Below are 14352 nucleotides of genomic sequence, written 5' to 3'. Positions count from 1 at the left end.
ATGGGAGCCGGGCAGACCAGCTGCCCGGCTTGTCGTCACGGGAGGATGCAACGACAGGACTCTCAGTTCTGAAACAGCGTTTCGCTAGTTGGCGGCGCGTTTGAGCGACAGGAACGGCAGCCCCACGACATGCGCCCTGACATCGGCCGCCACGCCGTCCTTGTTCCACTTCAGCGTGAGCTCGGTGCCGGTCTCGGCGGCCTCACGCCGCAGATGGCCGAAGCCGATCATCCTGCCGGTCGAAGGTGACCAGGCGACGCTGCTGGCGTGCCCAACTTCCTTCCCGCCGCGAAAGGCTTTCAGCGGATACCACTGCACGCGCCGCAGATTTCCGGGCGCATTGCTCTCAAGCCCCTTGCCGTCGAGGGCTTGCGACCAGTCGATGTCGAGCCCGACGAGCTGGCGATGGTCACCCGTGTTCGACATGCGCTGCAGCGCGGCCTTGCCGATGAAATCGGCCTTGCGAAAGTCGACCAGCCGGCCCAGGCCGAGGTCGAAGGGCGACGCACGATACTTTCCAGCTGCCTGAATGCCGGCGCCGCCATGGTCTGGGCCGGCACTTGTATAGTCGTAGCCAACGATCAGCAGCCCGGCTTCGAGACGTGCTATGTCGAGCGCCCAGGCGCCGGCAGGAAGGATGCCAAAAGGCTTGCCTGCCGCCTCGACCGCGTCCCACACGGCGGCGCCGTCATCCGCCTTGACCCACAATTCATAGCCATGCTCGCCGGTAAAACCCTGGCGCAGGATCTCGACCCGTCTGCCGGCAATTGTGACGATGGCCAAGCGAGAGAACGGCAATTCCTGCACGGACTTGGTGACAGCCTCCAGCACTTCGCGGGAACGCGGTCCCTGCAAGGTGAGGATGCCGTAGCTATCGGATATGTCGGTGACACGGACGTCGAGGCCTTCGGCATGCTGCTTCCACCAGGAAAGGCCGGGATCGGCGGAAACGCGGAAGGTGGTTTCATCCATGCGGAAAACCAGACCGTCGCCGACGACATGGCCGTTCTCGTCGCACCACGGTGCATAGTAGATCTGGCCGACCTGCAGCTTCTTGATGTCGCGCGGGATGAGCGCATCCATCATCCTCTCGGCATCCGGACCGGCAATGACATATTTCGACAGTGGTGACATGTCGCCCATGGCCACCCTGTTGCGGATAGCCGCCAGTTCCTCGACCATATCGGAGTAGCAATCGACGACCATGTTCCTGTCCCAGCGCATCCAGAGTGCGTTCTGGTTCAGTGGCGCCGTCCGTTCGACGAAGGGCGTGCCGCGAAAGGCGACATGGGCATCTGCCACCACGCTCAGGCCGGACGTGAATTTGATGTCGTTCATTCCAGGTCTCCTCCCAGTCGCAAGGCACTTTGCTGCGACATTCGACGACAACGGGTGAGGAACAGCGCACCTCGCGCCATGGAAACGAAACCATCCAAGCGCAGACCGCAGGGACGGCTTCCTGCGAGCAGCAACCCGCTCAGTCAGATGTCTCTTGCCTCATCCGTATCTTGGGTGAGACTTTCACTTCGCAGCGTTTTTCGGAATGCCCCCGGTTGCCGACGGCATACCCGCAGTTCAACCTGAATATTTGAAGCCGCCGTCGGATTGCTTTCGCTGTCAGCCTTCACCGGCAAATGCTCGCTTGCGGTCGACCAGGTAACGCCGTCGCACCGCACAAGCTCGGCCCGTTCAGCCGTAGCATCGAAGCCTGAATTGGCAGCTCGACGCGTGGGGGAAAGGCGGTAGCGCGCTGGCGCTACCAAATTTCTCACCCAGGAGTGCGGTGAGACGTCCGGCGATTTCGACTTCGATTCCGCGGATCATCGTGCGATCGAATGCTGGCATTTCAACCAGGTCCAGCATCGCCTCCGCAGAATCGTCAGCCGGCCTGCTACGCTGCGAGGGAGCCCGCCGGTCCGTCGTAGATTATAGCAATATGTATATTAGCTATTACTTGACAATCGATGTGGGCTCTGGTTTCCTGATTTTACGGGTATTTAACCAAGTTCGTTGCGTTTTTTACGGACGGTGTTCGCATGTCAACAGTGGTTGTCGCGGACCCGCGGGGGGTATATCTCGCCGGTCTGGAATGGGTGTTGCTGAAGGCTGGACACGATGTTGTCGCCCAGTGTCGCCGCCCTGTGGACGTTCTCGCTCATGTGGAGCGCCATCAGCCTGATATGGTCATCGTAGGCGTGGATCTCGCGGATCAGCAGACATCAGGTCTTTCCTCACGGCTGAAGGCCGGCAACAGCACTCTCGGCATCATCTTCATCGTGCAGCCAACCGGCAGGCTCGATGTCAGGGAAATACAGACGCTCGACGTCGATGGCCTGTTTCTGGACGGCATCAGCCACCGCTTTCTCATCGAATGCGTGAATGCGGTGGCGGCGGGCAAGAAGTGGATCGACAACAAGATCGTCCAGCAGCTGCTGATGCCCGGCTCGCAGCCGCAGCCAATGTCCCGGCTGACCGGGCGGGAGACCGAAATCGCCGATCTCGTCTCGCGCGGGCTGCGCAACAAGACCATCGCGCAGCGGCTGCATTTATCCGAAGGCACGGTGAAGATGCACCTGCATCACGTCTACGAGAAGTTGCACCTAGGCGGCCGGGCGGAACTGGCCTGGATGACGCACGGCAAAGCCGCCGAGCGTCCTGGAATGGGCCGAACCGGCCTGCTCTGAACACTCTCCACTCGCACCGACATTGTACGCACGGCAACGGCCGCAGAGCCGTCTGACGGCATCTGGCGCGTGCCTGCGCGACCTCTCGGCGCGCCCTCCAGCCAATCTATCCAAAGATATATATCGTTCGATCAGGTGCGGACATTGGCCACAATACTATCGAAGCGGGAATGGACGCGTCCTCTTCATTGGCGGCAAATTGAGGTTTGGGGGACCGAAGTCAGTACGCGATGGCGCCCACGGACCAGGATCCGGGCGGAACCAAGGGGGAGTGGGGCTTTCCAAAAGCAAACAGTAGACTCCGCGTGAGCGTGAGTCCGAACCGTGTGCATATTTAGTCAACCATCCCGGAAAGGATGAACATTATGGCTACCATTAATATCATAGGCGATCTGGTGCTTGACCAGTCGGCCGGTGTACAGACCGGCGCAGACGGCGACGACGTCGCAATTTCCGTCGACGCTATCACCGGCGACATCTCCGGTGGTCTTGACACCGCTTTTCTCGCATATCTCAACGGTCTCACACTATCCGCCGCGCAGTTGGCTTTTGCCGACACCGCGGAGGCGGCGAGTCAGATCGGTCTCGTCACCGTGTCGCCGGCAGCCGGCGAAAACGTCGTCGAGCTGGAGTTCGCGCCCCTGAACCACGCATCATCGGGTCTATTCACCCTCGACAATGAGGAAATCTTCCTCACCACGGTGCAGGACGGCAGCGCGGTGGAAGCAAGGGACTTCAACGGCGATCTCGTCGCGGCTTTCTACATCATCCCCAACACCGAACACACCTCGGCCACGGTTCAGATGATCACTTTCGAGGGGATCGCTCACCCCGACCCCCTTAACCCTGACGACCAAGTGGACTTCAGCGATATCCTGAAAGTCCGCGCGTTGGTCGAGACGTCGACGCCCATTGGTGACCACATCAACGTGGACGACGACGGCCCGGACGTCAACACCAACGGGGCCGGCCCGGACCTCACCGTGGACGAGTCGTTCCTTGGCGGCGCCGGTGCTACCACAACCGGCAACTTCCTCGCCAACTTCCCGAACAGCTTCGGGACTGACGGCCCGGGCACGCTCACCTTCGCGCTCGGCATCCCCGCGGATGCCACAGACAGCGGGTTTACCGACACGGCATCGCAGGAACACATTTTCCTGTACCAAGAGCTTAACGGTAGTATTACCGGTCGCGTCGGAGACGGTGGTGCTGCTGACGCGAACGGTGCTATCGCGTTCACGGTCAGCGTCAACACCACGACTGCTGTCGTGACGCTCACCCAGAGCTTGGCGATGGTTCACAACGTTCCGGGTAACGGAACCGTCCCGCCCGGCAGCTACGACGAAGCTATCTCGCTGGCGGCGACCCTCATCACGCTCACCGCGCACAGCGAGGACGCTGACGGGGATGATGATTTCGCCACCCTGAACATCGGCGACAATCTCTTCTTCAAGGACGACGGCCCGAGCATCTCGGCAAACGGCACAGTGCCGACAGTCACGGTGGACGAAACTAACTTCGCTAACAACGCTGGTCCGACGAGCTTTGCCGGCATCTTCATGCCGCAAAGTGGTGGTGCTGACGGTGCGGCAAGCCCTGTCGAGATCACATACGCACTGGCCGCGTCCGGCGCATCCGGTTTGACTGACACGCTCACCGGTCTGTCAGTCGGCCTGTCGGTCGATGCTAACGGCGCCGTCCTCGGCACAATCACCGGCGGAATCGAAGTGTTCCGAATCAGTATCGCCGCCAACGGCGATGTGACATTAGACCAGTCCCGTGCGGTGCTTCACGCGAACGCTGCCGATCCGAACGACACCAGGACGTTGACCAGCGCCAGCCTTATCCAACTGACGGCGACCATCACCGACGGCGACGGCGACACGGCTCAGGCCACCGCCAATATCGGCACGAGCTTCGTCTTCACCGACGACGGCCCGACGATCACGAAGGCGTTCGACGGTGTTCCCGGCGGGGCCGTTGGCGACCACGAGACCCTGAGCAACGTGCTGACGAACCCGAACCAGTCGGCATCCGGCGACTTCGGTTTCAACATCGGGAACGACAAGTTCGCGACCTACAACGCTACGCACTCGGACTTCGCGAGCATCGCGCTGTCCGGCTACGTTACCGGCCTGGTGCCGGCTACCTCTACTCCGTTCGAGACACTCCCAGCAAACGGGGGTCCGCCGGTTGTGACACTCGTCAGTGAAAGCGCCACCGGGGCGTTGTTCAACTGGAGCGCCGTCTACGACGCCAACCCGGATGTGGCGAACGTACAGCCGGGGACGATCGCCGGCACTTTGTCCTTCAACAAGACGGACGGCACCTACACCATCACGTTGAGCGATACGGCGGATGGCTTCACGAAGGACCTACTCCACACCTCGGAGTTGCTTTCCAAGCAGCCCGTAGGCAACACGGGTCACCCGAACGTCGTGGTCGAGAAACTTTTCGATGCGTCGACGACCCCCGAACAGACCGACAAGGATTTCTTCGTGCAGTTCACCGGCAACTCAAACCCCAACGGGAGCCCCTTTGGGTTCAACTTGACGGGTGACGGTAGCCCGACCCCCGGCGACACTTTCTTCAATCCCCATGACCAAATCACCAGCAACTTCGAGGATTGGGTTTCCGCAACCCAGACCACGAACGGTGTTGCCGGCGACACGATCCAGAAGGGCGAAGCGCTTACCCTCCGATTCTTCGAAACCTCGCCGGGCATCTTGACCGACGACGGCCACATCGCCCCGACCCAGACGGCCAACGATATGGCCATCGAGTTCGACGGTATCGGCAACTCCGAGGACCTGATGCTGCTCCTTAACCTCGTCAACCTCGGTTCAGACGGAGCCTTTGGGGGTTCCGGCACTGCGACAGACACCTTCACCACGAAGGCGATGTACGTGGAGAACCAGGACATCTACAAGGCCAGCACTCCGGGTGGTGTGCCCTCTCCGTACACCAACGAGTTCTCGCTCGACAACAACGACGGTCTCGTGGTCGTCGAGCGGAACGACTATAACGCGGCCGGCGAGAACTGGGTGCTCCAGGGTGCCCAGATCATGCAGTCCGGTAACGGTCTGACGGGCCCCGACACTGTACCGGGTGGTGTGTTCGTAGAGACACCGACGGCGATCAACCTGCAAAAGGGAGTCGGTACAAACGGGGGCAGCACAACCTTCGCACTGCAGAACTGGGATCCGACGGACAACGATGTCCTCAAGATCACGGACATCGCTTTCACGGCGACCCAGACCGTGACGCCAGACGCGCACCTTGCGTTCGACGTGGTTATTCACGATGCCGACGGTGACGTGACCGGCCACAACAGCATTCTGGTGGATGTCGTCTAACAACTGACAGGGCGGCTCACGCCGCCCCCACTTGCTTGGCCGGTCCCATTGCTTAACCCGCGTGGGCCCGGTCTTTTTGTATCTAACGACAGAACCGGACACCAGCGCACTGGAATAGACGATGAAATCTACCAATCAACAGCCACCAGCCCTGCAGGTGGTGATGAGAGAAGCTAAGCGGGCCATCAAGCCGCTGGTTTGGTTCAGCGCCGGTATCAACATACTGATGCTGACAGGGGCACTCTACATGCTGCAGGTCTACCACCGCGTATTGGGCAGCCACAGCTTGGAGACGCTAGTAGCGCTTTCGCTGATGGCGGCGGCAGCTCTCGCGACAATGTCAGCCTTGGACATCGTGCGTGGTCGCTTGCTGGCCAAGGTCGGCGCATGGATGAACGTGCGACTGGCACCGGTTCTCCTGACCGCGACAGTGGAATACGCCGCCGCCACACCAGGCCAGGCCACCTCCCGCCCGCTGCGCGACCTCGACCAAGTCAGGAACTTCTTCACAAGCCCGAGCATCTTCCCGATTATCGACGCACCGTGGGCACCAATCTTCTTCGCCGCCATCTTCCTCATGCACCCGTGGCTCGGCTGGTTGGCACTCTGCGGCGGTATCGTGTTGTTCGCTCTAGCCCTGTTGAACGAGTATATCACACGGAAGCCGACAGCGGAGGCCGCGGGTGCCCAGGCGCGGGCCTACACGCAGGCCGAGGCGGCAATCCGTAACGCCGAGGTCGTCCAGGCCATGGGTATGTTGAAGCCCCTACTCGAGAGTTGGAAAGCTCAACAGGACGAGGTCAACGTCAGGCAAGTTCTCGTCGCTCACCGCGGCGGCACAATTTCGGCCATCGCGAAGAGTTTCCGACAGGGCCTCCAGATGGCGATCCTCGGACTCGGCGCTTATTTAGTCGTGAAGAATCAGGCTTCGGGCGGTATCATGATCGCCGCCTCAATTCTGATGGGCCGCGCGTTGGCCCCGGTCGAACAGGCGATCGCCACGTGGAAGGCGACGGTGGGGGCCCGCGCCGCTTACAAGCGACTTGTCAATGTCGCCGGTCAGCACCCCGAGATCACAACGGCCCTGCCGTTGCCGCGCCCAAAAGGTAAGTTTGAGGCCGAGAACATCGTCCTTGCCCGCCAGGGCGGTGAGCACATCTTGAAGGGAGTCAGCTTCCAACTCAACCCGGGCGAAGTGATGGCGCTGATCGGCCCGAGCGCAGCCGGTAAGACGAGCTTGGCGCGAATACTGGCGGGCACTTGGCGCCCATCAGGCGGTCGCGCGTTGCTAGACGGCATGAGCGTCGCCGAGTGGGCATCGGAGGATCGCGGAAAATACGTCGGCTACCTGCCGCAGGACATCGAACTCTTTGCCGGCACCATCTCCGAGAACATCGCCCGCTTCACGCCACTTAACCCAGCGGTCTTCAACAATGTGGTCAGGGCCGCGCAGTTGGCGGGAGTTCACGAACTGATCAAAGGACTGCCGAAGGGTTACGCCACCGAGATTGGCGAATCCGGCGCGGTGCTGTCGGGCGGACAACGCCAGCGCATCGGGCTGGCGCGGGCACTCTACGGCGACCCGGCGCTCCTTATCCTCGACGAACCCAACTCCAACCTCGACAAAGAGGGCGACGACGCACTGGCCGCCGCCATCGGTATCGCCAAGGCGGCGAAAACGACCATCATCTTGATCGCACACCGCGCAAACATCATGGACAAGGTCGACAAGGTGTTGGTGCTTAATCACGGCGCACAAGACCTATTCGGACCGCGCGATGCCGTGTTCAACGAACTCGCCAACCGGGCCCGCAAGGTGACCCAGATGCCGAAGGTAGCCCAGCTGCCAACCCTCGAAGTGGTCAAGGAAGTCAAAGAAATCGAAGAAATCAAAGAAGTCAAAGAAGCATGACCCATTCCCGGGAATTGAACGTCGTGCCGTTCCCCGTCCAGCCACCCTCCCTGCTGGAACCGGTGCCCCTGCGCCTGACAGGCGTGACCTGCACCGGGTTCGCGATCATGTTCCTGTTCTTCGGCGTCGCGGGAGGTTGGGCGGCCCTGGCACCGTTGGACAGCGCCGCTGTGGCGCCGGGCGTTATCAAGGTCGCCGGCGACCGCAAGCTGATCCAGCACCTCGAGGGCGGCATCATCGCGGAGTTGAACGCCGCCAACGGGGATGTCGTCAAGGCCGGCAAGATCCTCGTCCGGCTCGACGACACGCAGGCAAAGGCGCAGCTCGACCTGATTCAGAACCGGATAGCAACGCGCGAGGCGCTGGCAGCGCGTCTCAGGGCCGAGCGTGACGGCAGGGCCGAGATCGAGTTCGATCCGGCGTTGCTCGCCAACCCCGCCACCGCCGCAAGGGACGCGGTGGCCGCACAACGTGACGTATTCGCTGCGAAGCACCACAATCTGGCGGACGAGCGGGAAATCCTCAGCCAGCGCCGCCACCAGACCGAGGAGGAGATAAAGGGACTGGAAGAGCTTATCGTCACCAAGGACAAACAGATCGAGGCAATCGAGGGTGAGACCAAAGACCTCGAGAGTCTCCTCAAGAAGGGGTTGACCACCCGCGAGCGGAACCTGTTGCTCAGACGCCAGCAGCAGGAGATCGAGGGCGAGCGCGCTACCAATATCGCCGCAATCGCCCGCGCCAGAAGCGCCATGGCCGAGATCGACATGCAGATCCTGAACCTCGATACGGTGCGGCTCAACGAGTCCGTCGATGAGTTGAGCAAGGTCGAGGCGGAACTGTTCGACCTGAGACAGGAGGAGCGTGCCGCCAGGGACGTGCTTACCCGTACCGATGTCGTCGCACCGGTTGACGGCATCGTCATGGATCTGAAGGTCCACACCGCGGGCGGTGTCGTGAAACCCGGCGATACATTGATGACGATCGTACCGCTCGGACAACAACTCGTGGTCGAAGCCATGGTCAAACCGGAGGATGTCGAGACGATCGCACCCGGACAGCCCGCGCGCGTCAGCTTCCCGGCCTTCGCCCGCTACAACCTGCCGCCGCTCGAGGGTGTCGTGGAGATCGTGTCGGCTGACCGCATGGTTGAGGAGCGCAGCGGCGCACCGTATTTCGCCGCGACGGTTGTGATCGACAAAAGCGAACTCGGCAAGCTGGAGGGCCGCAAGCTGCTGCCCGGCATGTCGAGCGAGACGATGATCCGGACGGGGGCTCGCACCGTTCTCTCTTATCTCGCCGAGCCGATCACGCAGAACTTCCGCCGGGCCATGCGGGAAAAATAGCCGTACGCCGCCCAGCGAAATTCAAGACAGCAGCATTCGCCCGGCCGTGATCGCCAGGAAGAATGCAAAGGCAAGTTTCAGGTAGCGCGGGTTGAGCGCGTGGGCGAGCCTTGCGCCCAAGGGTGCGAAGAGGAAGCTCACGGGCGCTATGATGGCAACCGCCGGCAGGCTGACGTAACCCAGGCTGAGCGGAGGCCTGCCTGCGATTGCGAGACCCGACCAGATGAAGCCAGCCACTGCCGGAAGCGCAATAAGCAGGCCAAGCGCCGACGATGTGCCGACGGCCCGGTGCACAGGAAAGGAAAAACTGGAAAGCGTCGGCACCGAGAGCGTCCCGCCACCGATTCCCATGAGCGAAGAGACAAAGCCGATGACAGAGGCGATCGCGCGGTTGATCCAGCCGCTTTGCGGCAGGTGATCGGAGATCACGAGGTGCTTCGGCAACGCCATGTTGAGGGCCACCAGCAGGCCGACGACGCCGAAAACCAGCTGCAAGCCGGCGCCCGGGATGAACTTCGACGTGATGCCACCGATCAGGGCACTCACGAAAACGGCCGGTCCCCACAGAGTGAGCAGAGGCCGATCGACATTGCCGCGCTTGTTGTGCGACCGCATTGACGAGATCGAGGTGGGGATGATGACCGCAAGCGACGTCGCGACAGCCAGATGGCTGATCACAGCAGGCGAAAAGTGGAACAGGCTAAGCACCCAGAACAGCACCGGGACGATGACGATGCCGCCGCCGACCCCCAGCAGACCGGCGAGCACGCCGGAGGCCATTCCGGTCATGGCCAGACCGGCGACCAGCATTGCAATCGTCAGCCCGTCGAAAACCGACGTGTCGAATCCGAAGTCCACTGTGATTTTTCCTTGATTGGCCCACTGCGGCCTTGCGGATACATTTTTGGCCGCGCCTGTCCGCCCGTCGCGACCTGGGTGCAGATCGCCCGAAAGCGTATAGGGGTTTGGGGTGCGGAATGCTTTAGTGGCGCACCATCCCGGCGTCGACATTGAGCGTCTGGCCGGTGATCCAGCGCGCATCGTCGGAGGCCAGGAACGAGACCACATCGGCGATATGTTCCGGCTGCCCCTTGCCTTTCATCGCCTGAAGCATCTCGACGAAGCCGAACGCCTCATTGTGCGGGCTCGCCTTGACGCCGTCGCTCTCGATCAGGCCGGGCGTCACCGCATTGGCGGTGATGTTGTATTTGCCGAGTTCGGTGGCGAGCGCCCTGGTGAAGCCGATGACGCCACCCTTGGCCGCGACATAGGCCGCCATGTTCGGCGTGCCGGCAAAGAAGGTGTTGGATGCGATGCTGATCACCCGCCCAGCTTTGCCTGCCGCACGCATCTGGTCCGTGCCGGCGCGGCTGACGATGAAGGTGCCTGTCAAATTGACGTCGATGATCTTGCGCCAATGGTCGAGGTCGACATCGTCCCAGGCGACGAACGGCACGATGCTGGCATTGTTGACCAGGATGTCGATGCCCCCGGTCAGGGTCTGGATTTCGGCGAAGAGTGCCTTGACGGAGGCCGGATCGGAAATGTCGGCGGCAATCGCCCTCGCCCTTCCGCCTATTGCCGCGGCCGCCGCCTTGGCGCCTTCGGCATTGATGTCGCTGACGATGACGGTTGCCCCGTCGGCGGCGAGCCGCGCGGCGATCGCCTTGCCGATACCCTGCGCAGCGCCCGTAACCAGGGCCGTCTTCCCCGCAAGCCGTTCAGTCATGAAAATGCTCCCTCAATCCGTGGTGATGTCTGTTCAGGCGTCGGCGTCGATCACGGCCAGCGCCGCGTCGATACCCCTGCCGATCGCCAGTTTCTGGCCGGCCGCGTTCATGGCGCCGCCAAGTGCCGTCAGCGCCGCGATCGCATAGATCGGCTGGGCGGTCGGACCCATATGGCCGATGCGCGTCAGCTTGCCCAAGGTCTCGCCGCGGCCAGACGAAAACACCACCCCGTAACGGGCACGGGCAGCCTGGCGAAGCGCCTTCTCGTCGACGCCTTCGGGGGTGCGGACAGCGGTCGTGGTCGGCGACGCGATGCTGTCGCTGGCGGCCCAGATCGACAGGCCCATCGCGGTGACGCCGGCGCGCATGGCCTTGGCGGTGAGCGCGTGGCGCGCCCACACCGCCTCCGGTCCCTCATCGAGGTAGAGGTCGAGCGCGACATCGAGCCCGTTGATTTCCGAGACCGACGGCGTGAACGGAAACGGCTTATCCGGCGACCACGCATGCTCCCAGTCGACGATGCTCAGCATCGACGCGCGGGGGGCTGCCTCGTTGCCCTTCATCTTGGCCCAGGCCCGCTCGCTGACGCCCATCATCGTCAATCCGGGAGGCGCGCCCAGGCATTTGTTCGGGCCGGTGACATAGATATCGGCCTTGCAATCCTGCGGATGCGTCTTCATGCCGCCAAAGGACGAGACGGCATCGACGATGAGATAGCCGCCATGCGCTGAAACCAGCGCACCGATGGCGTCGATCGGATTGATGGTGCCGGACGGCGTGTCATGGTGGCAGACCGACACGATGGTGATTTCCGGATGCTTCTTCAGCATTGCCTCGACCGCCTGCGGATCGATCGCCTCGTTGTAGGGCACCTCGATCTCGAGCAGATGTGGCGAATAGCGCTTCGCCCAATAGCCGAACCCCTTGCCGTAAACGCCGGAGGCAAGGTTGAGCACGACATCGTCCGGCGTGATCAGCGAGGCCGCGGCGGCCTCCAGGCCAAGCACCGGCTCGCCATGCAGGATGACCGGCTTGTTCGACAGCCGCATCGCCTTTTGCGCCTTGTCGACCACACCCTCATAGAAAAGCTGGAACGCCGGGTCGTAGTCGTAGAGCACCGTGCGGCCGAGACCGCGCAGCACTTCGGCATAGGCGTTCACCGGTCCCGCGGTCAGGGTGATGACCGGATCGGCGTGTTCGAGATAGCGCATCGTCTTGTCTCCGGATTGGCGGCGGTCAGCCGTAGAATTGCGTGCCGGTCTTGTAGGTCTTGAAGTTGTCCATGTCGTGCGAGTACATCAGCTCGGCGCCATGGTCTTCGGCGAGTTTCTTCACCTTGCGCATCGAATTGACGCCCGCCACCGGATCGATGTGGAAGGCCGCCTGGCACAGCGTCTCGAGGCTCTTCTGCGTATAGGCCGCATCGATCGTGAACATGATCGGCTTGCGCTTGGGGAACTCGACCAGCAGGCTGTAATGGCCGATCGAATGGCCGGGCGTCGAGATCAGCCGGACGCCCCTGGCAAGCTCGACGTCGCCATCGATGCCTTCAAAGGTCGAATTCGCCCGTGTCGTTCCCGCAAGCAATTGCCCGGTCGCGCCACGCGCTTCGGCAGCCTCCGCCGAAAAACTCAGATCGGAATAGCCGAGATGCTCGAAAGGTTCGGGATTGCAGGCCTGCGGCATCTCGGTCCGGTGGCAGATCTTCTTGGCGTGCGGAAAATACTTGTTGCCGCCGCAATGATCGAAGTGGAAATGCGAATTGACGACGACGTCGATGTCCTTCGGTTCGAGGCCGAGCAGCGCCAGGGCGCCTGGGATGGTCTGGTGCTTTTCCTGGATCGGCTTTTCGAACGGCAGCACCTTCATCACGTGATCATAGTCATAGCCGGTGTCGATGAGGAACCGGCCCTCGGCATGTTCGATCAGGATCGAATAGACCGGGAAGCGCACTTCGCCGCCAGGGCCGCGGTTCCAGAACACATGATAGCCGTCGAGAACGAGCGAGCCGCCGTCGAGCAGGTAGACCTTGGTATCCGACATTCTTGCCTCCTTTATTGGCGCGGGTCCCGTCCGCGCATGAATTGTCCTCAGCGCGCGCCGCGCTCATATGGAATGCCGAGCGCCGCCGGCAGGCTGGCGCGCCGGCCGAACAGCACCAGCATGATCATCACCGCCAGGAACGGCAGCATCTGGATGATGTCGGTCGGTATGTTGATGCCGGCCACTTGCATGGCCGTCGTCAGCGAAAGGCAGACACCGAACAGCAACGCGCCGAACAGCACCCAGATCGGGCGACCGCGCGCCAGCATGGCCAGCACGATGCCGAGAAAGCCCGCGCCATTGGTGATGAACGGAATGAACAGCCCGGCCCCGACATTGGCGAGATACGCGCCGCCGAGCCCGGCCAGCGCTCCGGTCGTCAGCACGGCGATGGTGCGGGTCCGCACGACATCGATGCCGGCGACATCGAGCGCGGCCGGCTTGTCGCCTGCCGCCTGCAAATTGAGGCCCAGCTGCGTGCGCCGGTAGATGTAGCCCATGCCGAAAACCAGCGCGACCGCCAGATAGACGATCAGATGATGCTTGAAGAATGCAGGCCCGATGACCGGAAGGTCCGAAAGCAGCGGAATGACAGTCGCATCCGCCGCCGGCAGGCGCGGATAGCTGCGCGAGAACTGGAAATGGTGGAGCAGCGCCGTCAGGCCTTCCAGCCCCAAGGTCAGCGCGATGCCGATGACGATCTGGTTGAGCCCGATGCGCACGCAAAGCAGCGCCATGACAAGCGCCACCGCAGCACCCCCGGCGGCGCCGGTGAGAAAGCCCAGCCACAGCGACCCGGAATAGAAAGCGCCGACAAAGCCGAGATAGGCGCCGGCCAGCATCATGCCTTCGATGCCGATATTGAGCACGCCAGCCTTCTCGGAGATCTGCTCGCCGAGCCCGGCAAGCAGCAGCGGGATCGCTGCGGTGACGGCGCCGAACAGCAGCGCGCTGAGAAAGACCTCGCTGAAGAGCCCGGTCATGCCCTAGGCCCTCCGCGACTGGTTGTATCGGTGATCGAAATATTCGGCGAGCGCGAGCACGATCAGCACGATGGAAACCAGCACCAGCGTGAAATGATTGGGCACCCCGAGCCGGCGCGCCGCGCTCTCGCCGCCGATCGAAAGCACCGAAAGCAGGAACACGAAGCCGATGGCCGCAAAGCCGTTCATACGGGCGAGAAACACGGCGGGTATCACGGCAAGCCCGTAGGCGGGATTCCAGTCGGCGCGGACATTGCCCTGGACGCCGATGATGTCGACGGCGCCGGCAAGCCCGGCC

At 62.3% G+C, this 14352-nt stretch carries 10 protein-coding genes and 1 pseudogene; 4 read left to right on the top strand and 7 right to left on the bottom strand.

What is annotated here, in order from left to right:
- Window positions 1-84: 84 nt before the first annotated feature.
- Window positions 85-1338, bottom strand: coding sequence for an aminomethyltransferase family protein (locus EN955_RS22130; protein ID WP_024505112.1), 1254 nt, complete (start codon window positions 1336-1338; stop codon window positions 85-87).
- Window positions 1339-2036: 698 nt separating this feature from the next.
- Here EN955_RS22130 and EN955_RS22125 point away from each other — a divergent pair.
- The 4 genes from EN955_RS22125 to EN955_RS22110 all read left to right on the top strand — a co-directional run bounded on the left by EN955_RS22125 (window position 2037) and on the right by EN955_RS22110 (window position 9298).
- Window positions 2037-2684 (top strand): response regulator transcription factor, encoded by a 648-nt coding sequence (locus EN955_RS22125; RefSeq protein ID WP_032899615.1) that lies wholly within the window; start codon window positions 2037-2039, stop codon window positions 2682-2684.
- A 365-nt stretch (window positions 2685-3049) separates the two neighbouring features.
- The gene (locus EN955_RS22120) at window positions 3050-6040 is read left to right on the top strand and encodes a DUF5801 repeats-in-toxin domain-containing protein (protein WP_127218844.1); all 2991 of its coding nucleotides are present in this window, start codon (window positions 3050-3052) and stop codon (window positions 6038-6040) included.
- A gap of 121 nt (window positions 6041-6161) precedes the next feature.
- Complete coding sequence (locus tag EN955_RS22115) at window positions 6162-7952, top strand: type I secretion system permease/ATPase (RefSeq protein ID WP_024505115.1); 1791 nt, start codon at window positions 6162-6164, stop codon at window positions 7950-7952.
- Window positions 7949-9298: an HlyD family type I secretion periplasmic adaptor subunit gene (locus EN955_RS22110; RefSeq protein WP_024505116.1), complete on the top strand. Its 1350-nt coding sequence runs from the start codon at window positions 7949-7951 to the stop codon at window positions 9296-9298. Before EN955_RS22115 ends, EN955_RS22110 begins: the two co-directional genes overlap by 4 nt.
- A gap of 21 nt (window positions 9299-9319) precedes the next feature.
- Here EN955_RS22110 and EN955_RS22105 read toward each other — a convergent pair whose 3' ends face one another.
- From EN955_RS22105 to EN955_RS22080, 6 genes and pseudogenes are all read right to left on the bottom strand, one after another.
- Window positions 9320-10309: a sulfite exporter TauE/SafE family protein gene (locus tag EN955_RS22105; protein WP_338101335.1), complete on the bottom strand. Its 990-nt coding sequence runs from the start codon at window positions 10307-10309 to the stop codon at window positions 9320-9322.
- The gene (locus EN955_RS22100; RefSeq protein ID WP_013529873.1) at window positions 10281-11027 is read right to left on the bottom strand and encodes an SDR family NAD(P)-dependent oxidoreductase; all 747 of its coding nucleotides are present in this window, start codon (window positions 11025-11027) and stop codon (window positions 10281-10283) included. The genes EN955_RS22105 and EN955_RS22100 overlap by 29 nt, the downstream gene beginning before the upstream one ends.
- 33 nt (window positions 11028-11060) lie before the next feature.
- Window positions 11061-12239: an alanine--glyoxylate aminotransferase family protein gene (locus EN955_RS22095; RefSeq protein ID WP_024505118.1), complete on the bottom strand. Its 1179-nt coding sequence runs from the start codon at window positions 12237-12239 to the stop codon at window positions 11061-11063.
- A gap of 25 nt (window positions 12240-12264) precedes the next feature.
- Window positions 12265-13071 (bottom strand): 4-pyridoxolactonase, encoded by an 807-nt coding sequence (locus tag EN955_RS22090; protein ID WP_024505119.1) that lies wholly within the window; start codon window positions 13069-13071, stop codon window positions 12265-12267.
- 47 nt (window positions 13072-13118) lie between these two features.
- Window positions 13119-14054 (bottom strand): ABC transporter permease, encoded by a 936-nt coding sequence (locus EN955_RS22085; protein WP_024505120.1) that lies wholly within the window; start codon window positions 14052-14054, stop codon window positions 13119-13121.
- A 3-nt stretch (window positions 14055-14057) separates the two neighbouring features.
- Window positions 14058-14352 (bottom strand): annotated as a pseudogene (locus EN955_RS22080) (ABC transporter permease); the annotation flags it as partial.

The sequence above is a fragment of the Mesorhizobium sp. M7A.F.Ca.CA.001.04.2.1 genome, from assembly GCF_003998485.1.
Classification (GTDB): Bacteria; Pseudomonadota; Alphaproteobacteria; order Rhizobiales; family Rhizobiaceae; genus Mesorhizobium; species Mesorhizobium ciceri.
This window is presented reverse-complemented; position numbering and strand designations above follow the sequence as displayed.